Origin of the sequence: Treponema sp. OMZ 788 (genome assembly GCF_024181245.1) — a bacterium.
Taxonomy (GTDB): domain Bacteria; phylum Spirochaetota; class Spirochaetia; order Treponematales; family Treponemataceae; genus Treponema_B.
Genome location: NZ_CP051199.1, coordinates 643,173 through 669,027 on the forward strand (window position 1 = coordinate 643,173; position 25,855 = coordinate 669,027).

18 protein-coding genes and 1 pseudogene are annotated in these 25,855 nt (G+C 37.7%); 14 read left to right on the top strand and 5 right to left on the bottom strand.

The features are described from left to right. Positions 1-4: 4 nt before the first annotated feature. Together clpA and E4O00_RS03030 are read right to left on the bottom strand one after the other, a co-directional pair. Positions 5-2,377, bottom strand: a complete 2,373-nt coding sequence (gene clpA, locus E4O00_RS03025) for an ATP-dependent Clp protease ATP-binding subunit ClpA (RefSeq protein WP_253678512.1) — start codon at positions 2,375-2,377, stop codon at positions 5-7. After that, on the bottom strand, positions 2,374-2,679 hold the full coding sequence (locus E4O00_RS03030; protein ID WP_253678513.1) for an ATP-dependent Clp protease adaptor ClpS: 306 nt from the start codon (positions 2,677-2,679) through the stop codon (positions 2,374-2,376). The genes clpA and E4O00_RS03030 overlap by 4 nt, the downstream gene beginning before the upstream one ends. 161 nt (positions 2,680-2,840) lie before the next feature. On the opposite strand from E4O00_RS03030, the gene E4O00_RS03035 reads away from it, so the two are divergent. The 6 genes from E4O00_RS03035 to E4O00_RS03060 all read left to right on the top strand — a co-directional run bounded on the left by E4O00_RS03035 (position 2,841) and on the right by E4O00_RS03060 (position 8,066). Then, positions 2,841-4,028 (top strand): DHH family phosphoesterase, encoded by a 1,188-nt coding sequence (locus tag E4O00_RS03035; RefSeq protein WP_371922710.1) that lies wholly within the window; start codon positions 2,841-2,843, stop codon positions 4,026-4,028. Beyond that, positions 4,022-4,639 carry an epoxyqueuosine reductase QueH gene (locus E4O00_RS03040; RefSeq protein ID WP_371922719.1) on the top strand — a complete coding sequence of 206 codons (618 nt, stop codon included), beginning with the start codon at positions 4,022-4,024 and terminating at the stop codon, positions 4,637-4,639. The genes E4O00_RS03035 and E4O00_RS03040 overlap by 7 nt, the downstream gene beginning before the upstream one ends. Positions 4,640-4,755: 116 nt before the next feature. Beyond that, a complete protein-coding gene (locus E4O00_RS03045) occupies positions 4,756-6,045 on the top strand; it encodes a glycine/sarcosine/betaine reductase component B subunit (RefSeq protein WP_253678516.1) in 1,290 nt (429 codons plus the stop codon). A gap of 11 nt (positions 6,046-6,056) precedes the next feature. Further along, complete coding sequence (gene grdB / locus E4O00_RS03050; protein ID WP_253678517.1) at positions 6,057-7,352, top strand: glycine reductase complex selenoprotein B; 1,296 nt, start codon at positions 6,057-6,059, stop codon at positions 7,350-7,352. A gap of 130 nt (positions 7,353-7,482) precedes the next feature. Next, a complete protein-coding gene (locus E4O00_RS03055) occupies positions 7,483-7,689 on the top strand; it encodes a DUF2281 domain-containing protein (protein ID WP_253678518.1) in 207 nt (68 codons plus the stop codon). Continuing rightward, positions 7,689-8,066 carry a type II toxin-antitoxin system VapC family toxin gene (locus tag E4O00_RS03060; protein ID WP_253678519.1) on the top strand — a complete coding sequence of 126 codons (378 nt, stop codon included), beginning with the start codon at positions 7,689-7,691 and terminating at the stop codon, positions 8,064-8,066. The genes E4O00_RS03055 and E4O00_RS03060 overlap by 1 nt, the downstream gene beginning before the upstream one ends. Here E4O00_RS03060 and E4O00_RS03065 read toward each other — a convergent pair. Beyond that, positions 8,050-9,765 carry an ATP-binding cassette domain-containing protein gene (locus tag E4O00_RS03065; protein WP_253678520.1) on the bottom strand — a complete coding sequence of 572 codons (1,716 nt, stop codon included), beginning with the start codon at positions 9,763-9,765 and terminating at the stop codon, positions 8,050-8,052. The genes E4O00_RS03060 and E4O00_RS03065 overlap by 17 nt on opposite strands. A 187-nt stretch (positions 9,766-9,952) precedes the next feature. Between E4O00_RS03065 and E4O00_RS03070 the strand changes: the two genes are divergently transcribed. After that, positions 9,953-12,052 (top strand): DNA topoisomerase IV subunit A, encoded by a 2,100-nt coding sequence (locus E4O00_RS03070; RefSeq protein WP_253678521.1) that lies wholly within the window; start codon positions 9,953-9,955, stop codon positions 12,050-12,052. Positions 12,053-12,060: 8 nt separating this feature from the next. Here the strand turns inward: E4O00_RS03070 and E4O00_RS03075 are convergent, their stop codons facing one another. Beyond that, entirely contained in the window at positions 12,061-13,350 is a 1,290-nt protein-coding gene (locus E4O00_RS03075) for a UPF0164 family protein (protein WP_253678522.1), read from the bottom strand. A gap of 147 nt (positions 13,351-13,497) precedes the next feature. Here E4O00_RS03075 and E4O00_RS03080 point away from each other — a divergent pair, with 147 nt between their 5' ends. Genes E4O00_RS03080 through E4O00_RS03110 form a run of 7 tightly spaced genes read left to right on the top strand, consistent with a single transcriptional unit; the run spans position 13,498 to position 24,916 of the window. Beyond that, a complete protein-coding gene (locus E4O00_RS03080; RefSeq protein WP_253678523.1) occupies positions 13,498-16,428 on the top strand; it encodes a hypothetical protein in 2,931 nt (976 codons plus the stop codon). Beyond that, positions 16,425-17,066 (top strand): hypothetical protein, encoded by a 642-nt coding sequence (locus tag E4O00_RS03085; protein WP_253678524.1) that lies wholly within the window; start codon positions 16,425-16,427, stop codon positions 17,064-17,066. Before E4O00_RS03080 ends, E4O00_RS03085 begins: the two co-directional genes overlap by 4 nt. A 19-nt stretch (positions 17,067-17,085) precedes the next feature. After that, positions 17,086-21,027 (top strand): SpoIIE family protein phosphatase, encoded by a 3,942-nt coding sequence (locus E4O00_RS03090; RefSeq protein WP_253678525.1) that lies wholly within the window; start codon positions 17,086-17,088, stop codon positions 21,025-21,027. After that, positions 21,027-21,812: an ABC transporter ATP-binding protein gene (locus E4O00_RS03095; protein WP_253678526.1), complete on the top strand. Its 786-nt coding sequence runs from the start codon at positions 21,027-21,029 to the stop codon at positions 21,810-21,812. The genes E4O00_RS03090 and E4O00_RS03095 overlap by 1 nt, the downstream gene beginning before the upstream one ends. Further along, on the top strand, positions 21,790-22,536 hold the full coding sequence (locus E4O00_RS03100; protein WP_253678527.1) for an ABC transporter permease: 747 nt from the start codon (positions 21,790-21,792) through the stop codon (positions 22,534-22,536). Before E4O00_RS03095 ends, E4O00_RS03100 begins: the two co-directional genes overlap by 23 nt. Then, entirely contained in the window at positions 22,533-24,011 is a 1,479-nt protein-coding gene (locus tag E4O00_RS03105; RefSeq protein ID WP_253678528.1) for a GldG family protein, read from the top strand. The genes E4O00_RS03100 and E4O00_RS03105 overlap by 4 nt, the downstream gene beginning before the upstream one ends. Then, a complete protein-coding gene (locus E4O00_RS03110) occupies positions 24,008-24,916 on the top strand; it encodes a DUF4340 domain-containing protein (protein WP_253678529.1) in 909 nt (302 codons plus the stop codon). Before E4O00_RS03105 ends, E4O00_RS03110 begins: the two co-directional genes overlap by 4 nt. Here E4O00_RS03110 and pyrF read toward each other — a convergent pair. Beyond that, positions 24,906-25,809, bottom strand: a pseudogene (pyrF, locus tag E4O00_RS03115) (orotidine-5'-phosphate decarboxylase). The gene E4O00_RS03110 and the pseudogene pyrF overlap by 11 nt on opposite strands. Positions 25,810-25,855 lie beyond the last annotated feature (46 nt).

Below are 25,855 nucleotides of genomic sequence, written 5' to 3' on the forward strand. Positions count from 1 at the left end.
CCGTTTATTTTACGCTTAAAACCAAATAAGGTTTTTTCATCTTATCCCCGATACGGCATTTTACGGAGCTTCCCTTCTTTGTTTCTCCGAAAAGAATCATGTCGGTTAAGGGCGTTACAAATTCGTCTTCGACAAGGCGGGCCGCATTGCGGGCTCCGAATTCTTCCGAATAGCCTTTTTCGGCTAAAAGGTCTATAACGTCTTCTTCAAGCTCAAGCGAAATTTCTTTTTCGGCAAGTTGGCTGCTTATTTTTTCTACCTCTTTTTTGATGATGAGACTCATAACCTGCATCGTAAGAGGTCCGAATTTTATGATTGCATCAAGTCTGTTTCTGAACTCTGGGGTAAATGTCTTTTCGACAGCCTCATCCACTGCCGATTCCGAAATGCGCTCTCCTCCGAAGCCTATCAAGGGTTTTCCTATGTTTGAAGAGCCTGCATTGCTTGTCATAATAAGAATTATATTGTTAAAGGCTGCCTTCCTTCCCTGATTATCCGTGAGGGTTGCATAATCCATAATCTGTAATAGAATGTTGTAAATGTCGTGGTGAGCCTTTTCTATCTCGTCCAATAAAAGAACCGCATTCGGTGTTTTTTGTACAGCTGCGGTTAAAAGGCCGCCCTCTTCAAAACCTACGTAGCCCGGGGGCGAACCTATGAGGCGGCTCACCGTATGCTTTTCCTGATACTCGCTCATATCGAAGCGGAGGAGAGGAATCCCCAGCTCTTCGGCGAGGGTTTTAGCGAGCTCCGTCTTACCGACACCCGTGGGGCCTACAAACAAAAAATTTGCAACCGGCTTATCCTTGGAACGGAAGCCTGCACGGGATCGCTTTACTGCCTTGGTAACGCCTTCAATAGCCGGGCTTTGGCCGAAGATTTTCTTTGAAAGAATCTCTTCAAAACGCCTGAGCTTTTCCGTCTCGTTTACCGAAACCTTCTGCTCCGGTATCCTTGCAGCCTTTGCAACAATCTTGTCTATATCCGAAAGGCTTACCGCAGGCAAAGCTTCTTCGGCGTTTTCTTCGGTTTCTTCAGTATTTGACCCTCTCTCTTTGTCTGCCCTGATTTTGATCAGAGCTCCGGCCTCGTCTATAAGGTCTATAGCCTTGTCGGGTAAAAATCTGTCTCTTATATGAAGGGCCGAAAGATGAACTGCCGATTCCAAAACCTCATCGCTGTAATGCACCTTATGAAACTTCTCGTAGCTTTCTTTAAGGCCTTTTAGTATCTTAACGGCTTCTTCTTCGCTTGGTTCTTCAATGTCTATTTTTTGAAAACGCCTTGCAAGAGCAGCATCCTTTGTAAAATGCTTATTGTATTCTTCAAAGGTTGTAGCTCCGATGCAGCGCACCCTTCCATTAGACAAGATCGGTTTTAAAAGGTCAGGGGCTTCAATTCCGCCTCCGCCTGAGTTTGCGTTTACCACGGTGTGAATTTCATCTATAAAAAGAATAGCATTTTTTTCTCTTGAAATCTCGGATATGATCCGTTTAAGCCGCTCTTCAAAGTCGCCCCTGAATTTTGCTCCGGCCAAGAGATCCGAGAGACTTAAGCTGTATATATTTGCATTCTTTAAAAAGCTCGGAACCTTGTTTGCCGTAATTCTTTGGGCAAGCCCTTCAGTTATAGCCGTTTTTCCGACCCCTGCTCCGCCTACATGGAGGGGATTGTTTTTTTGCTTGCGGCATAAAATTTGAACAGTTCTTTCTATTTCTTCTTCCCTTCCGATGATGGGGGAAAGCTTGCCCTTGCGGGCTTTTTCGGTTAAATTCACCGTAAATCGTTCAAGATAAGTTTTTTGTGCCTTGTTTTTGTCGTGTTCGGGAGCGTTTTTTTCTTCGGCTGCTTGAGGTTTATGTTTCGAGTTTTCTTTAATGTTTAGGTCTGCCTCAGCATCTTCGGCTTGCTCATAGGCACTCTTGGTTTTACCGTCATCATAAAAGTCGGGGCTGCTTACAAGCTGCAAAAGCCTTAGGCGGTCTATCCCGCTTTTCTTCATAAAAAAAGAACAATGATTTTTTTCCTCATCCATAAGGCTCACTATTATGTCGTTAATGCCTATAACCGGTTTTTCGGCAGCATTGCAGTTTAAAATCGCCCTTTCAAAAACATTTTGTAAGCCCACAGTCTGAATGGGTTCAGCCTGATTATTTTGTGTTCTCAGCGGAATCTTGTTTTCAAGGTAGGTGTTTAGGTTATCGTGGATATATCCCAAATCCGAACCTGAAAGGGTAAAAAGCTCTAAGGCCTTAGGATTGAACATAATAGCCCACAAGAGGTGCTCCGGAGTAACAAATTCATGATTTCTTTTTTTTGCGTCTTCCACAGCATCTTGAAAAATGCGTCTGACAGTTATACTTACCGTAAAATTCATACCTTTTCAACCTTGCATTGCAGCGGAAAATTATTATTCTTTGCTGCCGTTAATACTTGAAAGCACTTTGTTGTTGCTATGTCATATACATAGATTCCGACAGATGCTTGTCCCGTTTTGTGAACCTTAAACATCAATGTCTCGGCCTCTTCAGGCGACTTATTGAATATAGAAATAAGGACGGCCACAACAAAATCCATAGGGGTAAAGTCATCATTAAGAAGAATGACCCTATAATTTTCCGGTTCTATAAATTTTTCAGATATAATAGTCCCCTTTTGGGTTTGTTTTTTCAGTTCCATATATATAAAGTACTGTAAAAATCCATATTTTACAAGTAATTTTTTGTTTTTTTGATAATATTCATTAAATAAGATAAGAATTTTATAAAAATTTTCGATATATTTGCAAAAAACTAAAAAGAATATTGATATTTTAATATAATGTGCTATACTGTAAGGCAATGAGTTGTAATAATTGTGAAATAAAAAAGATAAAACCTATAAGTATCGGCAGAAAAAATGCTGTTATGGAAAGGATTTTTGATCTTATATATACCAAATCATCCTTTTTGCTTTTAGGGCATAAGCACGCCGATGAGGATTGTATATCCTCTGTTGTTGCTTTCGGCCTTTTTTTACGCAAATTCGGTAAGACCGTAAATATTTTTTTGGAGGATTTTGTTCCCGATAACCTGTCTTTTTTTGCGGATATTTGCAGATACAATTCTATTTCTTTGTTTGTTAAAGATGTTACTGAAAAGATAAGTCCTGATGTTGTCGTGATTTTGGATACCCCTAAGCCCGATATGATAGCTTCAAATGATGATATTGAAGTTTTTTTAAAGGACAAAAAACTGCCTAAGGTTGAAATTGATCATCACTTTGCCGCGGATGCGGACTATTCAGGCGATGTGGATTATAGACTCACATTGAGGGCTTCAAGTACCTGCGAAATAATAGGACAGATCTGCTTAAAACTCGAAAAACGCCCGGAGATTCTTAAAAAATACGGTATAAATGAGTTATATTCCCGAAACATAGTTCTTGCTATGCTTACAGGCATGATCGGGGATGCTAAAATGGGAAATTATCTTTTTAAGCGGCGTGATAAGGCTTTTTATAATTATTTTTTAAAAAAGTTCAATTCTATTCTTCATGAGCAATTTAATGAAGGTTCTAAAAACATAAGTTCCGTAAATGAGATTGTGGATGTGATGGAAAAACTTTCAGATGAAGATGCAAGGCTTTATGAGTCAATAATGAAAAATGCTTCATATGACGGCCGTGTCGGCGTTATAATTTTAGACGAAAAACAGTCCAATGCTTTAAGCTCGGGTATTGATTATAATCAATTTTTGGGTGTTATAAAACGTGCTACCGATAATATTGCCGAAAAGGTCGGCGGAGTAGGTATCTCGGCATACTTTGATCCTGCGGAAATCTCCGATAAAATTCAGCTTAGAATAAGGGCATCAGGAGATGTAAAGGGAATTGATTTAAGGCCTATTTTAAGTGAATTTAGTATTACGGACGGCGGAGGCCATCCCGGTGCAATAGGTTTTAGGTTCCCCAGAACGGAAATAAAAGACCTTCCCGGTTATGTAGATAAGATTTCCAAAAGAGTTAAAATCCTTATTCCGCAATCATGACGCAAAAAATAAACTATGACAGGCTCATGCAGGAGACTATAAAAAATTTGGGCTCAAGCGATAAAACTCTCCTGCTCCATTCCTGCTGTGCACCTTGCAGTTCTTCCGTTATATTAAAGCTCGCTCCTTTTTTTAAGATTACTATTTTCTATTATAACAGCAATATAGACACTTCCGAAGAATATGAAAAAAGGGCCCAAGAGCAAAGGCATCTTATTTCAATATATAATGAAGAAAAGCTCTCTTCTCATAAGATAGAGATAATAAAGGAAGATTATGACCCGCAGGAATTCCATAAAATTGCTGAAGGTTTGGAGGATTGTCCTGAAGGCGGGGAAAGATGTATGAGATGCTACCTTTTAAGGCTTAAAAAAACGGCCGAAAGGGCTAAAAAGGACGGGTTCGATTTTTTTTCCACAACCCTGTCGGTAAGTCCCTTAAAAAATGCTGAAAAACTTAATGCTATCGGTCTTTCTCTCGAAGACGAAAATTGCAGATGGCTCACCTGCGATTTTAAAAAACGGAACGGCTACCTTGACTCCATAAATTTAAGCAAAAAATACGGCCTTTACAGACAGGATTACTGCGGCTGCGTTTACTCCAAGCGATAAAAATTTAATTATTTATCCTTTAAATTCAATTTTTAGAATTGACTATATATGTAATTCCTGCTATAATAAAACCCAAAGTAATCAATCTATTGACTAAAAATAATAGGAGGTCAAAAGTGAAACTTGAATTAGGTATTATACCCATTAACGACATGAAATTTGGCGACAAAACAGCTGTTAATGGAACATGCCTTGAAGTAAACAAAGCTGAACTTGAGGCTCTTATCAAGGAAGATCCGCTTGTAACCGGTGTTGAATTGCACATTGCAAAGCCCGGCGATGAGACACGAATTATCCCTGTAAAAGATGTTCTTGAACCCAGATGCAAGGTAGAAGGCAGCGGAGTTTGCTTCCCCGGTTTCTTTACCGGTGAAGAGGCTGTTGTTGGAGCAGGTAAAACCCACGTATTGAAGGGTGCTGCTGTAGTTACAACCGGAACCGTTGTAGGTTTTCAGGAAGGTATCATCGACATGAGCGGCCCGGGTGCTGAATATACACCCTTCTCAAAGACCGTTAACCTCGTTGTTGATTGCAAGATTCAGGACGATGTTACCCGTGCTATCAAAGAAAAGGCCTTACGCCTTATGGGCTTAAAAACAGCCCGATATCTCGGAGAAGCTGCTAAAAACGTAAAACCCGCTTCTGTAGAAACCTACGAAACACTTCCCTTCGTAGAGCAGGCTAAGCAATATCCCAACCTTCCCAAGGTAGGCTATGTTTATATGCTCCAGAGCCAGGGTCTTTTACACGACACCTACTACTACGGTATCGACGTAAAGCAGATTCTTCCCACAATCATGTACCCCACAGAAGTTATGGACGGTGCAATCGTAAGCGGTAACTGCGTTTCTGCATGCGATAAAAACCCGACCTATGTTCACCAGAACAGCCCCATTATCCATGAACTCTACAAGAGACACGGAAAAGATATCAACTTCATGGGTGTAATCGTTACAAACGAAAACGTAACTCTTGCAGACAAGGAAAGATCTTCTAACCTTTCCGCAAAATTGGCCGAAATGCTCGGCTGCGATGCAGTTATCGTTTCTGAAGAAGGTTTCGGAAACCCCGATGCCGACTTGATCATGAACTGCCGCAAGATCGAAGAAAAGGGTATCAAAACCGTTCTCGTAACCGACGAATATGCCGGTCAAGACGGTGCAAGTCAGTCTCTTGCTGACTCAAACCCCTTAGGAAATGCAGTAGTTTCTAACGGAAACGCAAACGCTGTTGTAAAACTTCCCCCGATGAAAACCATCATCGGAGATGTAAAGCAGGCAAACGTTATTGCAGGTGCTTGGGACGGAAGTTTACATGCCGACGGAACAATTGAAGCTGAAATTCAGGTTATTACCGGTGCTACAAACGAGCTCGGATTCTGGAATCTTAGCGCAAGAGGAATATAAGGAGTTAAGCTATGAGTAAAGTAATTGTTCATTATATCAATCAGTTCTTTGCCGGAAAGGGCGGAGAAGACATGGCTGACTACAAACCGGAGGTTATTGACGGAACAGCAGGTCCCGGTGCCGGAATTCAGGGTGCCTTGGGAGATACAGGAAAGATCGTCAAGACCATTATCTGCGGTGATAACTATTTTAACGAGCACGAAGAAGAAGCTCTTGCCTTTGTTAAGAAGGTTCTTACAGATGCTAAAGCCGATCTTCTTATTGCCGGTCCCGGATTTAACGCCGGACGATACGGTATGGCTTGCGGTAACGCAGCAAAGGTTGCCTTTGAGCTCGGCATCCCCGCTATTTCAGGTCTCTATGAAGAAAACCCCGGTTATGATGTATTCAAAGCCTTTATGTATACAATCAAGACAGGCAACTCTGCTGTAAGCATGAGAGAAGCTGTTCCTGCTATCGGAGCTTTGGCTAAAAAACTTTTGGCAGGCGAAAAAATTTGCTGCCCCGAAAAAGAAGGTCTCTTACCCAGAGGCGTACGCCAAAACTACTTTGCAGAAGAAAGAGGTGCAAAGAGAGCTGTTGATATGCTCATAAAGAAGATTAAGGGTGAAGAGTTCGTAACGGAATATCCGATGCCCGTATTCGACAGAGTACCTCCTCAGCCTGCTGTTAAGGATATTTCCAAGGCAAAGGTTGCATTGGTAACCTCAGGCGGTGTTGTACCCAAGGGTAACCCCGACCACATCGAAGCTTCAAACGCTTCACACTACGGCGAATACTCAATCGCAGGTATGGCCGCTCTTTCATCAGCCGACAGCGAAACAGCTCACGGCGGATACGACCCGACCTATTGTAACGCAAACCCCAACCGAGTTCTTCCGGTAGACGTTTTGCGTGACATGGAAAAAGAGGGAAAGATCGGAAAGCTTCATGACAAGTACTATACAACGGTAGGAAACGGTACCGCTGTAAAGCGCTCAAAGAAATTTGCCGAAGAATTTGTTCAGAAACTTGTGAACGACGGAGTGCAGGCTGTAATTCTTACCTCCACGTGAGGCACATGTACTCGTTGCGGTGCAACGATGGTTAAAGAAATCGAGAGACATCTCCCGGTAGTACATATTGCAACTGTTGTTCCTATCTCAAAGACTGTTGGTGCAAACAGAATTGTGCCGGCCGTAGCTATTCCTCACCCGCTCGGTGATCCTAAAATGAACGATGCAGATGAGAAAAAACTCCGCCGCGCCCTTGTTGAAAAAGCATTAAAAGCTCTTGAAACACCCGTTTCCGAGCAAACCGTTTTTTAATTTAGCTTTTTAAACTAAAAAGCCCCCTTGTCTTTAGAGCCAGGGGGCTTTTTTTATGATTTTAATTGAAAATTAGTTTTTATATAGTATTTTTTTTTAGAATATGTTACACTTAATGCGGAGGGATTTTATGTCTTACTCTTCCTTAGAAAAGAAAATGAATAATCTGACTATCGAACAACAACAATCTGTCTTTGATTATATTAATTTCTTGTTATATAAGAATAATGCTAATAAAAAGAAAACTGTCTATAGAACCCCGGGTGGTTTGAAAGGCTCTTTTTATATGTCGGATGATTTTGATAAAACGCCTGAATGTTTTGAAGGATATATTTAATGTATTTGCTCGATATACATACCCTGTTATGGTTCTTAAATGATTCTCCTAAATTGTCAAAGAGAGCTCTTGAGATAATAACCACAGAGGGTAAAATTTTTTTTAGTATTGTTTCACTATGGGAAATAGCAATTAAGAAGACTATAGGGAAACTTGATTTGGATTCTTCCATTTCGGAGATTGAAGCTTTATGTTATGAAAAAGATATTTCACTTATACAAATTAAAGCAAAACATCTGGATAAAATAATAGAGCTTCCAAATATACATAGCGATCCTTTTGATCGTCTAATTATTGCACAGTCTATAATTGAAAATCTTATTCTTATTACAAAAGATATAAATATTCCTCATTATCCTGTTAAAACTGTGTGGTAGTCATGCAGTCTATTAATTTAATATCTTTCCCTGAACCGATTTTAAGAAGACGGGTGAAAAAATCGTCTTCATCTTCGGTGTGGGCAATCTCAAAAATTATCTTTTCTTGAGAACTTCCTAAAATCTTGTTTCTTTCGCTGCGGTAGCGCTTAACGGTTTCTACATCCATTCCGGCTTCTATTTCGTCTATGAGCATGATATCGGCTTCCTTTGCACGGGCAAAAAGTTTTAGGGCGAGGAGTTTTTTTCTCATGCCTCCTGAAATATTTTTTGCGTTGTCTTCGAGGATAAAATTTAAAAGCTCTTCATCGGTTTTTGTTTTTGAAAAATCCCATGTCTTTAAAAAGCTTGTGATATCTTTCGCTGTAAGGCCCGTTTTTATAACTTCAAAATATTTTTCGATTGTTTCATTTAAAATGAACTCATCCTGACTTATATAAAGAATTTTATGCTTTTTAAATTGAGATGAGTATTCCTTTATATTTTTCCCATTGATGAGGATCGAACCGCTTGAAGCTTCAAGAAGACCCGCTAAAAGTTTTAAAAGAGAGGACTTTCCGCTTCCGTTTTTGCCGCAGATTTTTACCTTATCTCCCGGATGAAAAGTCATATTGAAATTATTTAATAGAGGCGCGGGGCTTTGGGCGGTTTTTGGTTTTTCATCATTATCCTGATTATAGCAAAAGGAAAAATTTTCGAATGCAAGGGATTGCAATGTTTCCCATTTTAAAAATTTTTCTTCCGAATCTTTTTTGCCGAGTTTTAGTATTTCTTCTATGTGCTCAAATGCGGGAAGATTTGCATAAAAGGACGATATCAGCTGCTCGGTCTGGGTGCTGAAAGAAAATATCATGTTCGAGATAAAAAACAAAAACAATAAGTCTCCTGCCGAAGTGTTTTTACCTAAAACTATAACCAAGGATAGGGCGAGGAGGGTAAAAACCATGTTGATGTTTGTCAAAAGATTTTTTAAAAAGACTTGGGTAAAATCGTTTTTGCGGGCAATCTTGATAAAATTTTTAAGCAGTTTTTCATGTTTTTCTTCAATGTAGCCTTCCAAATCGTTTGTTTTAAAGAGTTCTATCGAATCAATAAAGTAGTTTGTAAGGGCGTTAGTTTTTTTTAATTCTGCATTTACGTTTTGAGAATTCTTCTTTATGGTTTTTCTCGCCGCTAAAGAAATCAAAAAGCCTGCACCCGACATAATAAGGAGTAAAGCGCTCAAGGCGGGGTTTAAGACTGAAACAAAAATTAAAAATAGAGCAAGCATTAAAAGATTTGAAAAGATCTTGATTCCGAAAAGCGTGAGATTTGAAAAAACGCTCATGGTATCATTGAATAAAATATTTTTAATCTTTTCCCTTCCTGTATTGCTTATCTTTTGAAAAGGAGCATTTGCGATGCTCTTAAAAATATTATTCCTGACACGTAATAAGATTATTCCGCCCGCCTTGTCCAATAATTGATACCAAAAAACATTTAAAAAGTTTCCTGCCAATAAACAGCATGTATATAAAAAAATGTATAGACCAAAGGTTCCGCCTCCAATTCCTTCCCTTGTTTTATCGATGAAGAGTTTAAAAAGGAGGGGGAGGGTTATTTCAACGCAGGCAAGGAGGATGGTTAAAAAATATATGAGGGAAACAAGGGGTTTGTTTTCTTTCCAAATTTCTTTGCAGTATTTAAAAAATAGTTTCATGTATTCCTCACTTTATACGTTCTTTGTACGTCTGATATCAAAAAGAGCATTATACCCGTAAAGACGCTTTAATGGAAGACAGTTAAAAATTACATATACTTTGTTGGTTTATTGACAGCTTCCGCTCTTGTAGACAAATTTTCACTTTTAGTGTATCATCTTAAGATACTTTTTTTTGAGGAAAAAGATGGATTATATTGAAAGTCTTTTTAATAAGAATTTTTTGGAATATGCAAGTTATGTTATCCGCGACAGGGCCATTCCCGACCTTGAGGACGGTTTAAAGCCCGTTCAAAGGAGAATTTTACATTCTCTTTTTGAGATGGATGACGGGAAGTTTCACAAGGTGGCAAACGTTATCGGTCACTGTATGAAGTACCACCCTCACGGTGATGCTTCCATAGGAAACGCCCTCGTGGTTCTTGCCTCAAAAGAACTTTTTATAGATACTCAAGGGAACTTCGGAAATATTTTTACAGGCGATGAGGCATCCGCTCCACGATACATAGAGTGCCGCGTAAACGAATTTGCAAAGACCATCTTTTATAATCCCCATATAACCGATTATACCGTTTCCTATGACGGAAGAAACAAGGAGCCCTTAGCCTTTAGGGCCAAGCTCCCCGTAGTGCTTGCGATTGGAGCCGAGGGTATTGCCGTAGGTATGTCCACAAAGATTTTGCCCCACAACATCCTCGAAATAATAGAAGCAGAAAAAGCTTTTTTAAGCGGAAAATCCTTTGCTCTTTTCCCCGACTTTCCCACGGGAGGCTTGATCGATGTTTCGGAATACGAGGACGGCTTGGGCAAGGTATTGGTTAGGGCCAAGCTCGACACCTCCGACGAGAAAAGAATAGTAATAAGGGAACTTCCCTTCGGCAGCACTACCGAAAGCATGATTAACTCCATAGAGACTGCTTCAAAGGCCGGAAAGGTTAAGATTTCCGAAATAAGCGACTACACGGGCGAAAAGGTCGAGATTGAGTTAAAGCTCCCCAGAGGGGTTTACTCGGCCGATGTGGTCGATGCCCTCTATGCCTTTACCGAATGCGAGCAGTCGATTCCCTGCAACCTCTTGGTCATAAAGGACAACCTTCCCGTTCAAATTACCGTAACCGATATAATAAAATATCACGCCAAGCAGCTGGTTCAGATTTTAAAGGACGAGCTTGAATACGAAAAAGCCATGCTGACAGACCGCCTCCACTTCCGCACCCTTGAGCGCATTTTTATAGAAGAGCGCATATACAAAAAGATTGAAACGATGAAGACGGCCGAAGGAGTTATCAATGCGGTTATCAAGGGCTTTGTTCCCTTTAAAAAGGAATTAATCCGTGAGGTAACCGAAGATGATGTAGACAAATTGCTTAAAATCCCAATCCGACGCATCTCTCTTTACGATATAAACAAAAACCGTGAAGAAGTTAGAGAAATAAATAACCGCTTAAAAGAAATTGCCAAACTATTGAAGAACTTAAAAGGCTATGCTATTTCGGTTTTGGACGGAATTGCGGCCAAGCTTCCGGCAGAGGAATTTAAACGCAAGACCGAAATTACGGGCTTTACAAAGGTTGACGTAAAAGAAGCCGTAACAAGGGATACCGCCCTCCGATACGATGAAGAAACAGGCTATCTCGGTACCTCCGTTACCACAGGAAAAGAGATCTTGCGTGTCAGCCCCTATGACCGTATCTTTATTTTGAGGAAGAGCGGTGTTTATACCGTTATGGATGTGCCCGACCGCGTCTTTGTCGATACGGGAATGTGGTACTGCGGTTTTGCCGAAAAAGAAGAACTTTCGAAGGTTCTTTTTACGGTAATTTACCGCGATTCCAAGACAAAGTACGCCTATATAAAGAGGGCGAGGGTAGAAGGCTACATCCTAAACAGAGACTATCTTTTTGCCCCCGATAATACCGAGGTGCTTTTTGCAAGCACCAAACCTAAATTTTCTTTTAAGCTCAACTATGCGCCGAAACCGCGCGTAAAAAAGATAGAAGAAGAATTTAAGGCCGACTCCTTTGCCGAGAAGGGCTTAAAGGCTCAGGGCGTGCGTCTTTCGTTACGCGAAGCTCTTTCTGCCGAAGAACTTACAGAAAAAAAATCCCTGATTAAAAAGGCCCAAGAGAAGAAGACAGAGACTTCTGCAAAAGAAAAGAGCAGCTCGGCTTCCTCATCGAAAAAGTCTGAAACAAAAACGGCCTTAAAAAAAGATTCTTCCGTAAAAGAGAAAAAAGAAACTTTAAAGAAACCTAAGGCAGCCAAGAAAAAAGCATCCGATAAATAAAGAAGCTCTTAGTCAAGAAACAAGATTCTCTTGATTTCATCCAACAGCATTAGCTGCTTTTCGGCCATGGCGATACCTTCTATTGCGGGATCATAGCGTTTGTCTATCGTTAAAATTTCTTTCCAAAGATCGATCGCATTTTGATAGTTTTTATTGTTGTACTCTTTTAAGCCCTCAAGATATAGCTTTTTTACGGTACTAAGTTTTTCGTCTCTCTTATCCTGACCTAAAAGCAGCTTTACACCGACGCTTATACGGCTTATATTTGTAATCTGGCTTGATAGATCGAGGGTATAATTTGCAGAAATTTGAACACCGGAAAGATTGACCTCTCCTCCCAAAGTAAATCTAGGGTTTCCTCCATTAATTCCGATACCTGTCAGAAGATTAAAATATTGTGTGATCGAAAACATAAATCCTAAACTTCCGTAAGGAAATCCGGAATTTTTTATGTTTACAACATTTATTCCCTGATTTAAATCTATTCCGAACAAAAAGAAATCTACAGGCCGATACGCAAAGCCCAGGGATATATATGAAGGAGGTATTTCTCCTTTTATGGGAGCCCCGAAATTTTTTAAGCTAAGGCCGAAATAAAAATTAGGCTCATCACTGTAAAAACTTTTTGTAACATTGGCTCTTATCATTATTCCAAAATCACCAAGGACTGCATATCCGTTTTGTTGTGCAGCATTTTTGTACTGTTTTTCCGGATTATCTAAATCTGCCGCTTCTCCCTGCCCTGAAAAAGGAGGCATAGACCTTATTCCTGTTTTTATGCTTCCGCCGAGGCTTACACCTTTAAAATCATAGCCGGCAAAAAAATTATAGGCTATATTAGCGGTTAAAAATGTTTCGCTGTAGTAGCCAGATGCCTTTTTTTCTCCTAATGTGCCATATTCCGTAAAAGGGATATAAAAACACCTGAGTGATGTTCCCCAGCCTAAATGATTTTTTCTTTGGGTATAACCCGCGGTTTCGAGCTTAGAATCGGCTATCCAGCTGTTGTGCAAAACGTTTATCTCGGTTTCTTTTAAAAGAGCACTTGCGGCCGGGTTTGAATCAAAAAAGCTTATATCGTTGGAAAGAGCCGTAAAGCTCCCTCCGAGCCCTTCAAATCGGCCTCCGGATGGAATTAACAGGGAACGAAAAGCTGTTTCTCCTTCAAATTTTTGTGTGAATATATCGAAGATTGACGATACGCCCGAATAAAAATTTGAAATATCGGCACAAAAAAGGCTTGTTTTTGAAAAAATGAGAAAAATAGCTATGCAAACGGCTTGAAAAATTCTCTTCATATTTATACTATTATATATGAATTTCGGATTTTTTTTAAGCAGTTTTTAGAGATTTTTGTTAAAAAAAAGTATAAAAAGCCGAAAATTGATATAGGAGTTTTTTGTACAGATGACTTTTTAAGTTCATCTAATTAAGGTTTGGTAAATTTGAATAAAAAGGTTTTTGTTACGGTTATTTTTATATTTTCTCTCTATATAGCGGTCTTTTCAAAGGGAACTGCCGAAAAAGATTATGCTGCGGCCAGATCTCTTTTGGAAGAGTCGAAAAATACTGCGGCCTTGCAGAATATAGTTGATGTTATTGAAGATAAGCCCGAATCAATGGAAAACGGAATAAGCCTTGCCCGTAAAACGATGAAAAACCAAGCCGAATTTCAAAAAGCATTCCATGAACTTATAGAGCTTCTAAAGGTAGATCCTAACAACAACTTAAAAAGAATTGCCATAATAGATAAGATGGAAATTTTGGAATCCGATATGGATCCCGAACTTAGGGATTTTTTGTACAGGGTAAAAACTTCCTCATTCTATGCTATTTACCGTATAAAGTTTAATGAAATCATGAATGAAGGTATAAAACTTATAAAAGAAAAAAAATATAATGATGCGTCTTCTGTCTTTGTCAAAGGTTTTTCGATGTATGACGGTGATGCAATGAGCGAAGATGAAAATAACCGAATAAGCAGTGTTTTGAAAAAAGAATTTGATTTGATTAAAGCCGATACAAAAAAATATGAAGAAGCTTATTCTAAATTTATTTCCGATGTTAATAAATATGGAACAAAGGCTTTTTCTTCATCGGTATCTTCTATCGGAAACGAACTAAGTGCTTTGAAAAATTCTTCAGACAGGCTTAGGGATATTACCGGTTCATTGGTTAAATCGGGTGCACTTTTAAAACAGATTTATTTAAATGAAAGGACCAGAAATGCTGAGGCCGAAGAAAGTATTTTGCCATTTGCATACCGCTTAACCAAGGGAAGGGATTCTGCAAAAGAGTATGAAGGTGTTGAAGGTGCTATGGAAGCCGGTGTTTATGATCCGCTTTATTCTTTGGCTGACAGACATTGGCAGGAAATTAAAAAGCTATGGTTTGAATCCTGCGATACATTTAATTTTGAAAACGATATATCTATAGAAAAAAATCTATCTCTACTTGATTTTCATTTAAAAAGTTTGACCGGAATTTATTCCGTTATTAATACACGCTCAGGCTCGCGATTCGGAAAGGTTGTTGATTCCCAAGATAAAAAAAGAAATTCTTTGGCCGAGCTTAACAAAATCATGGATTCCGCAAAAAAATATTATAGCCGCTTTTTGATTATGCGAACAAAAATACAGCCTGTTCCGGCTTCTTATACGGGCAGCTCCGATGAATTAAGAAATTCTGAAAATTCTAAAATTAAGAATTTAAAGGCTGAAATTCAAGAATTGGATTTTATGATTTCATCGGTTAAAAAGCTCTCCGAGTCTTCGATGCCTCATATTGCAAACGATCTTGCCAAAGAACAAGAAGCTTTAGATGTTAAAAATAATTTATTGTTAAGCAATTTGAACAAAAGCCGTCTTATGTGCTATGACGAAATTGCAATTATAAATAATCGATCCGCAAACCGTGCCTTTGATGAAACAAAAGAAAGATATGAAATCTTTTCATCGGCTCAAAAAGATAACGATAAAATATCTCCCGGAGAGGCCAGAAAAGAGCTCATAAGTTTAAGAGAAATTATAAAATTGGATCTTAGGATTTTAAATAATTTTGTTAAAGATGCGGACCCTGCAATTTCGGCATCAAGTAAAATTTTTGAAGAAAACAAAAACGGGGTTGAAAAAACAATTGCATCCCTCAAAGAGCTGTCCGGTGTCATAGATTCTGATTTGGCATTAACAGAGTCGACTCTTTTAAAAATACAGTTAGCAAAAAATGAAGCCGATTTAAGATTCGAGGAAGCAAAAAGAAATTTGGCCTCAGGTAATTTTGCTGCTGCAAGACGTAACATAGAATTATCCCGAACAAGAACAAACGATGCCTTGCAATTTGAAGAAAACCCTGAATACAGAAGTTTTACCGATATTAGACTTGATCAGCTTGGTAAGGATATTAATGATGCCGAAAACGCTGTAGTTGTTAAAGATGTCCGTGCTTATTTGGAAAAGGCAAAAAAAGATTATTTTAATACCGAGTTTATACGAGCCGAAGAAGCCTTGACTGCGGCACGCAGCCGTTGGGCTGTTACAAATGTTGAACCCAACGAAGAGATTGAAAACTGGCTGGCAATAGTAAATACTGCAGGAACATTAAAAACGGGAAGATCTATTCCGGCTTCAGCTCCTCTTTATCCTCAAATGATTCAGCTTTTAAATAATGCCAATCAGTTATATTTGGAAGCCGAAGAAAAAATAAAAGCCGGTCAGAAGACTTCTGCTTTAAATAATTTAAATCAGGCTAAGGATAATATACGCCAGGTATTGTTAATATTCCCTTATAACGAAATTGCAGGTCAGTTAAATTTAAAAATAGATAAACTGACAGATCCGGTAAACTTTAATGAACAGTTTAAGCGTAAGGTTCAAACTATAAGAGCCGAGTACAAGCGTAATTCTCAAAAGTCTTATAGCGACTTATTGGACTTGTACGGAATAGATAAAAACTTTCCGGGGCTTGCCGGATTAAAAAATGAGGTTGAAATTTACCTTGGTCTTAAATTGCCTCCTCCCAACTTAAAAGCAATAGCCGAATCTTCCAATCTTACAAAATCAGCTCAGGCAATATACAGATCCGGTGACAGGCTTTCGTTCCCTATTGCCCTTCAGCAGTTGGATACAGCTATTAAATTGGATCCGCAAAATGTTTCTGCAATACAATTGAAGGACTCTATACAAATGAGTATGGGAGGTGCTGCCGTTGTAGTACTCTCGGCTTCCGATGAAGCACAATATCAGCAAGCCGTTGCCGAACTTCAAAAAGGAAATAAGGTTATAGCGGCTGCATTGGTTGAACAGCTTATGCAAAGCCGAAATGCCAGAAATTCGGCAAAGGTTAGAGAATTAAAAAAGAGGATAGATGCATTACTATGATTTACGGAAAAAAATACATGAAGAAATTTTTAAACATATTCTTAATGTTTTTATTTTTTACATTCTCATTGTCGGCAAAGGAATTTTATTGGGAAAATCCTTCCGTTATAAGCGGCCGAAACGGACACTTTTTAAAATCGGCTTCGAATGCAAATATTTCTGCATCTGTTTGGGAGGAGACTGTTAAGTCTTCCGATACTGAAGGTTTGATATATATTTCTGCGGGTGTATATGTAAATAATAAATGGACAATCAATGAAAGAATAATTCCGCCTATTCCTTATACGGCCGATATTCCGTCAATAGTTTCTATCGCTGTCGGAAATGATGACAGTATTTTAATTGCATTAGTAAAAAACCGTAATACCATTACTCTTTTAAAAAGTACCGATTACGGTAAAACATATACGGTAAAAAATATTACCACCGAAATATATGATTTGCTTTCTCCTCAACTCTCTGTGGCTTCAAGCGGTAAATATCTTATGTTTATTTCGCACGGAGCAAATGAAAAATTCTCTATATATTCTTCTTCATCGGAAGACGGTCTTAACTGGTCGCCTTTTGAAGAATTTAACTTTGTAAAAAAAATAGACAGAATTTTTTCTTCCGGCACATACAGCCTCTGCAAAAAATGATGTTTTGGTTTTTCAAGCCTTGGATAAAAATGAAGACAGACGTGCTTATCAGCTTTTCTCTTCATTTTCGTCGGATGGAGGAAATTCTTGGTCGGAACCTGTAAGAATAACCGATGATTTTAATTTCAATAATCAAAGACCTAATATATCTTATCTTTCTTCCGAAAAGTCTATCTTTATGGTTTGGGAGCAATCTCCTTTCCGAAGCGAAAAAAATTCTACTGCCTATGCAGTTTTGGATAATAAAGGAAGACTCGCTTCTCCCATTGAAGTTATTCCGTCTCAAAATGGAAGTATATTTAGTCCTAGAATTATATCCTATAATAATAAGCCTCTTATATCATGGTCGGAAAGTTATGACGGTAAATCTTCGATTTTTATTGCAAGAAAAGAAGATACTAATTGGCTGATCGATTCGGTCATGTCGATAAACGGCTCCGTACTTTTTGTAAATCCGTTTTTTGTGGATGGAAACCTGCATATTGTTTGGCAGGAAGGACTGCGTTCTGCAAAAATAATGCATATTGAACCTGACTTTGAAGTTGGAAAAGCTCAGCTTCAGCCTGTAAACTTTGATGCTAAAACTTCAGATGGAAAACAAAAAATTACGATGAAGATCCGTTTTCCAAATGATTCGTCGGGTATAGCCGGTTACTCTTACGAATGGTCAAAGGATTCTCCTCCTGAATCTGTTGAACCCGTAATTAAAAAATTAAAAGATGACTCTTTTTTAGTGTATGAACCTGAAGAAGACGGTCTTTGGTATTTGGGTGTTAGAATCTGCGACTATGCCGGAAACTGGTCTGAGATGACTACCGTTTCTTATGAAAGAGATATAGTTCCTCCTTCACCTCCTGTTTTTGATTTACTGGATTTAGATAAAAAAGGTTTTTTAACCTCTAATACATTTGATATTCAATGGAATCCGCCGGAGTTTGACATAAACGGAAAACCCGAAACGGCTATAATCGGTTATATATGGAATCTTTCTTATTTGGGTAATGTAGAAAAATTTATTTCATATCTAAAAAAATCCGATTTTGGTTTTATAGATGATGATGTTGTTCAAAAAGTTTTGTCCGATAATATACAGGCTGAGTTAAATACTTCAAAAATAAGTTCCGTTTCAAATAAAAGAGAATTTAAAAATTATGAAAACGGTCTTTATGCCTTAACCGTTTCGGCTGTAGACTCTTTTGGAAATATCGGAGCTCCTGCAGTAAAATATTTCGCATTAAACAAATACATTCCGTATACCTATGTTGGAGATGTAAATGCGGTGCAGGCTATGGATGGTTCTATTTCTCTTTCTTTGGTAGGTAAGGGATTTGCTTCAGGCGGCGAGGTAAGTTCTCTATATGTGGATGCTGACGGCGTTGCTCCTTATGACTTAACCATAGAAAAAAAAGACTTTTCAATTCTTAGCGATAAACTCATATCAAATATAAAAATAAACTATTTGGAACCCGGAAGATATTATGTAGGACTTATGCACTCAAACCGCGGAGTTTATTTTGCAAAGAAAACCATATCTTTTGATGATATAGGAAATATTAAATTAGGCGATTATGGAAATGCCTATAAATATAACTGGCTTCTTTCGGCTAGCGATTACGATTTCTCGGATTATTTTTTAATTATCTTTTTCGGTGTATTTATTTTACTCGTTATGATTTTTTCGATATCCGGAGTTATTCATTCCATAAAAGAAGCTATAAAAATAAAACAAGAAGTAACTGTCTTATTGAGCGGAGGTACTATGATATTTAAAAAAGAAAAGAAACTATCTGCATTAAAAGTTAGAGGCGGAGGTTTAAGAGTAAAGTTTATTTTATTTACAACGACTTTGGTAGTATCCGTTATTTTAACCTTGGCTCTTCCTTTGGGATTTAGGTTTTCTGAAACGCAGGAAAGATTATTGGCTGAAGGTTTGGCTTCAAACACCCAAGTTTTGCTTGAAAGTTTAACTTCCGGAGCTAAGGCCTATCTTCCTTCAAAAAATGTGTTGGAGTTAGGATTCTTACCATCTCAAGTTTCGGCTCTTAAAGAAGCTACCTTTGCAACGATAACCGGTATTCATATTGATAATAAAAAAATCGGACATAACTTTGTTTGGGCTTCCAATGATGAAAACATTCTTTCTAAAATAGATACTCCCGAATTGGTTGTAGGTCAATCCGAGTTGTCGCTTCTTCAGCTTGAAGATGTTTATAGAAACCTAGATCAAATTGATCAAGAAGCAAGAGCAAGTGTGGGTGAACTTGCCGATGAAATTCAAGCCTTGACAAATACGGCTGTAGGAATTGCTTTGAGCACAGATGCAAAATCAGTAGAGCGGCGAAATGAAATTCAGGCTGCTATCAATCAAATGGAAACAAAGCTTAATTCCGAATTGAACGGATTAAGTATAAAGGGAGCCGGATCTTATCCCGAATTTAACTCTAAAAAACTTTCAAGAGATGTTACAAACTATCTTTTTTATAAACCTATTCTTTACCGGCAAACGGGAGACCGATCCAATTTTGTTCACGGTATGGTATATATTCAAGTTTCAACAAAGGGTTTGATTGAACAAATTGATGAAGCAACCTATGACCTTTATAAAATTATTTTTATTATTTCCTTAGGTGCTCTTGTTATAGGTATGGCCGGAGCTCTGATATTGGCTTCAATTATCACAGCCCCCATTAAGAAATTGGTTGAACATGTTGCTATGATTTCCGCTACAGAAGATAAGGAACTTCTTGCAGGTAAGGATGTTAAACTTAAAACAAAGGATGAAATAGGCGTTTTAGGTACAACCATAAATGCGATGACCAACGGTCTTGTTGAGGCTGCTGCCGCATCAAAGGATTTGACAATGGGTAAGGAAATTCAAAAAATGTTTTTACCTCTTGATGTAGATTCGGCCGGAAGAAAACTTACCTGCGGAAAAACCGTAGACGATAATGTCGAATTTTTCGGTTACTATGAAGGAGCTCGCGGTGTATCGGGAGACTATTTCGATTATATAAAGCTTGATGACCGATATTATGCAATTATAAAGTGCGACGTTGCAGGTAAGGGAGTTCCTGCCGCTCTTATCATGGTTGAGGTCGCAACTCTTTTCTTGGACTACTTCAGAGATTGGAATTACAAAAAGAATGGACTAAAAATAGATCAGGTTGTAGCTCGAATAAACGATCTGATTGAATCGCGCGGTTTTAAGGGGCGATTTGCAGCCTTTACCCTTTGTATTATGGATTCGATAAGCGGCGATGTTCATTTTTGCAATGCAGGCGATAACGTTATAAATATTTATGATGCAGCTTCAAAGAAAATGAAAGAGGTCATTTTAACCGAAGTTTCTGCTGCCGGAGTTTTCCCGACATTTATGATAGACATGAAGGGCGGTTTTAAGGTTGAAACCGTAAAACTTAATCCTGGGGATGTTCTTTTCCTTTACACTGACGGTATTGAAGAAGCAAAGCGCTTGTTTAGAAATTCCAAGCTGGAGCCTGTCCTATGTGAAGAACCGGGGCTTGAAAAAGATGAGGAACATGAAACTCATAGTGTAGGCCAAGACGGAGAAGAGTTGGGTAAGCCCCGTGTTTGTGAAATCATCGAAAATATTTTTTCACGCAGCTCGTTTAAATTAAAAAAATGGCATAACCCAATCGAAAATGAAGAATTTGATTTTGATTTTTCAAATCTTGAAGGTTCGATTGAAGATGCTGTTTTAGGTCTTGTCTCTGTAGAAAAAATATTCCGCATGTATCAGGATCCTAAGGCGACGGAAACCGATATAGTGCAGGTAGATAAAAAAATCGACCTCTTTTTAAATAAGCACTTTAGACAATATCAAACTTATTGCGGAAGGCGTAAACCGAATGCTTCTTATAACGAATATCTTTATTACACAAATGTGCGTGAAGATCAGCAGTATGACGATTTGACTATTTTGGGAATCAAGAAAAAATAATGCTTAAGGTAGAAAATTTAAGTAAATATTACGGAAGCAAAAAGAATCCTTCTATAGGCTGTAAGAATGTTTCTTTTGAGTTAAAAACAGGAGAAATTACCTCTCTTTTGGGGTTAAACGGTGCCGGTAAGAGCAGTATCATAAACTGCATTTCTGGCTATTATACTCCTGATGAAGGAGATGCTTTTGTCGGTAAATATTCGGTTTTAAATGACGGCATTGAAGCAAAAAAGCGTATAGGTATTTTATATGAACAAAATCCTCTTTATGCAAATATGACAGTTTATGACTTTTTATATTTTGCAGGCCAAATGCACGGAATAGAAAACGATAGCTTGCATGAGGCTTTAAATGAGGTAATCGATTTTTGCGGAATAGATGAAGTCAGGGACAGATGGATTAAGGGCTTGTCAAAGGGGTTTAAGCAGCGTGTCGGTTTGGCTCAAGCTGTTTTGCATGATCCGCCGCTTATCATTTTAGATGAGCCGGCTTCAGGTTTTGATGCGGTACAGGTAAAAGATTTTGAAAAAAAGATCCTGCATATTGCAAAAGAAAAAACTATTTTGATATGCACTCACGATTTAAGACAGGCCGCAGAGCTTTGTTCTAATCATATCTTAATTAATAAGGGAGAAATAATAGCAGTAGGAAATCTTTTAGAAATAAAAGATCAGTTAAAAGAAGGCGGCTGCGAGTTTGATTCCGAAATTAATTATACCGTATTGGAAAAAGCCTTTGAATTTTTTGCAGGGATAAATAAAAATGAATTTAGAAAAAACAAATAAAAGTCTTCTTTTTTTTATTGCAAAAAAAGAATTTAAGATGATGTATAAGAGTTCTTCGTTTTATGCATCTTCTCTTTTTTTTCTGTTGGGTGCAGCTCTTGCCTTTATCGGAACCGATTCATGGTTTAATGCAGGTTTATCGGACTTAAAACCGTTTTTTTTAAATATACCTTTTTTGCTTTGTGTTGTAATTCCTATGCTTACGATGAGTGTATGGAGTGACGAAAAAAAACAATTTACCGATAAGCTTTTGTTTTCTCTGCCTGTCTCAATACGTTATCTTGTGCTCGGCAAATATTTAAGCCTTATTTTAGTTTGGTCTATCATGCTTGGTTTAAGTTTAGTAATACCGCTCTCGGTTTTTTCGTTGGTTTACTTTGATGCTGGTTCTTTTTTTGTTTCTTATTTTTCCGTTTTTTTATTCGGTGCAGGTATTATTTCTATTTCACTCGGGCTTTCTGCCTTAAGCAGTAAAACTGAAATTAATTTTCTGCTTTCGTTTTTGACCGTTTTATTTTTTACCCTTATTTATCCTTTAACAAAAAATTTAAATTTCCCTATATTGTTGAATAGCTTTATAGGCTATCTTTCTTTTAGCTCTCATTTTGAATCGGCAGCTCGCGGACTTTTGGATTCCCGGGATCTTATTTTTTATTTTGTCCTGATGGTCTTAGGTATCGAATTAAATGTTTTTATTTTGACAAAACAAAGGAATGTAAGATGAAAAAAGAATATAAGCTTCAATTTATACTTTTTGTTTTAATGCTTGTTTTAATTTCTCTTGTTTCTTCAAAATTATATTTTCGATTCGATATGACAAAAGAAAAAAACTATACATTGTCTTCTTATACAAAAGAATTATTGACTCATCTTGAAGCTTCGGTAAAAGTAACTTGGTTTAAAAGTGCTAATGTAGATGCTTTTTTCCCGTCATTAAAATATCTTGACGATATGCTTACAGAATATAAGCAGCATTCCAAAGGTAAATTTAATGTTTCGGTAAAAGACACCTCAGGACTCTCTCCTGAAGCTGTAACAAAACTAGGAATAGTCCCCCGCGAAATAGAAGCTCAAGATAATGCCGTTACAATAATCCATAAATTGTATTCCGGGTTTATGATAGAATACATGGGAGAAACAAGGATCATACCTTTTATCGATGATGTAGATACATTGGAGTATGACATTGCAAGATTCATTTTAAGTATGCGGGATTCGGCTATGGGAAATATTCAATCATCAACAGTTTCTTTGATTGCAAATCCGTCCTTGCTTGAAAGCGATTACTCTTATGTAATTCCGTGGCTTGAATATTCAGGTTTTAATGTTCTGCCCTTAAAGCTGCCCATAGATACAGTGCCTCAGGACAATCCTCTTTTGGTCATAGGTTCTGATTATTTAGATTACGCTTCGGCAGCTGCGATAGATATATTTTTACAAAAAGAGGGTAGGGCAGTTTTTTTTGTTTCCGGGAATACAGTGGATGTAAAAGGCTCATGGAAAGCAAAACCCAAGGTTAAAGATTTCTTATTGGATGTTCTTTCGCATCACGGTTTTTATATAAATTCCGATACGGCTCTCGATTTGATAAATAATTTCCGTCTTACGATGTCTCAGGTTGATAACCGGGGAACAAAGTTAATCAATTATCCTTTTTGGATTCGATTTCCGTTAAGCGGTATAAAAAAAAATCATCCGATATTTGCCGGGTATAGTCCGTTAATTTCTTTTTGGCCTTCTTCAATAGATCTTGATTTAAACAAAAATCCTAATCTTGTTCCTTATTTGTTTACGGGAAAAAATTCTTTGACCGTTCTCGATTCTTACAGCACAGACCCTCTTGAAAATCATTTTAAAAAATTTGAAGATGCATCTTTTAAGCCTTCAGTAATTGCTGCCGGTCAAACAAAGCCTTCCCGCATTTTGGTGATAAGCGACGAGTATATGATAAGCCGTACAATAGACTATACCGGTTCTACCTATAATATGGATTTTATGGTTAACTGTGTAGAATATATTTCTTTAAAAGATAATCTTCTTTTATTAAAAAATAAAAAACATTCTCCTCTTCCATTTAAACAAGTTGAAGATAGAATAAGCCTTATATTCAGAGCAAGACTGTTTTCTCTTATACTTCTGCCTCTTTTTATTTTGATTTCAGGTCTTTATATGTTTATAAAACAAAGGAGATTAAGATGAAAAACTTTTTTAAATTAAAAAAATATACTCAAACACTGATTTTTATAAATATTTTTTTTCTCTTAGTTTTAATTTTTGTAAATATACCTAAACCCGAAGCTGATATTTTTAACGGTTCCTTTGTTTCAAAACAAAATATTAAAAACATAGATGAAATTATTTTTACCATTCCAGATAATTCTCTTCCGCCTCGATTTAACGAATTAAGGTTAATCAAAAAAAAAGATAATTTTATTTTGAATACTCAGGCCGGAGAATATAAGGTTCAGCCGGAATTAATCGAAAGACTTTTTTCTGTGTTGAGTACCAAACAAAATTTTAAACTTATAAGCGATTCTGTAAAACAATATACTAATTTCGGCTTGGATGAAGATCATGCTTCACGCTTGCAGCTTTTGCGTTCCGATAAAACCATAATCGGCGATTTTGTTTTCGGAAAAAACGATACGCTTGGCATAAACCGTTATGTACGCATAGATGCCCGTACCAAAATTTTTATTATGCCCGATGTTATGTCTTCTTTTTTAACTCTAAGGCCGGGTGTCTGGCTTGACCTTCAAATTTATAAACATAAGTTAGACAAAGGTTCAATTCGCCTTATCGAAAAAAATAAGGGTTCGATAATACGCTCAAACAAAAACGAAAAGGCCTTTGATGAGTTGGAAACATTTTTAAAACAATTTTCATGTATAGATATTTTTCCCGCTTTTCTCATAAACAATTCCGAAACCGAGGAAGTAAAATTGATTTTAGGAAGCAGGGAAGAAATAAAAATTTTGTTTACTCCGATGGAAGGCGGCGATTTTATTTTATTTGATTCCGCTTTAAATAATTCCTATGTTATAAGCGGATACACAAAACGCCGCATCGATTCCATCTTAAATTCTATTTACTCTAAGGACTGATGTTTTTAATTGCAGTTTCGCTAAGCAGTTTTTCGATATTGCTTATGCAAAGCTCCAAATAGTTTTCAGGTATAGGTGCTTTTTTTCCAAGGATGGGTCAAGCCGCTAGAACTGTTTATTCTTATAAGGGATAAATTGCAGCCTGCTTTTTTAAGAACATCTATAACGGTTTTTGCATCTCCGCCTTGGGAGCCGACTCCCGGAATCAGCATCGGAACTTCTCCTGCCTGAGCGTAAATGCCGGAAATTATTTTAAGCTCGTCCATTCCTGTAGCACCGACAACAGCTCCCGTTCCGGGGAATTCCTTTGCATAAAAAGCGATTTTTTTTGCAACCTCGATATAAAGCTCAGGCTTGTTGTTACTGTTTGCATCCGTTTTAAGATTTTGAAAATCTTTTGCACCCGGATTGCTTGTCCGGTTTAAAATATAGGCTCCCTTCCCAAAATATTTTTCGGAAATAAACGGAAGAATAGAGTCGCTTCCCATGTAGGGGCTTACCGTTACGGCATCAGCCTTCCATCCGTCAAAGGCCTCGATAGCATAGTTAAGACTCGATCTCGCAATATCGCCTCTCTTTGAATCTAGGATGACAGGGATGTCAGGAAAATGCTTTTCGGTTAAGGATAAAATTTCTGCAAGGCTTTCTGAACCCGAAAAATCCTTTTCCCTAGGTTTATCGAGTGCCGAATAATAACCTATATTCGGTTTAAAGGCCGCAGGAATTAAATTCTTCTCCTGCATCTTATCGAAAAGCTCTTTAAAAAAGCTTATAAGATTTTCTTTTACATTTCCCGTTTTATTTGGAATTGCTTCAAGGACAGGGTCTAAGCCCATGCACGCACAGTTATTGGTTTTTTCTGCCGATTTTTTTAATAATTCGATGTAATTCATATTAAGATTAAGTTTAGCCTAAAACGGAATAAGTGTCAATTATCGT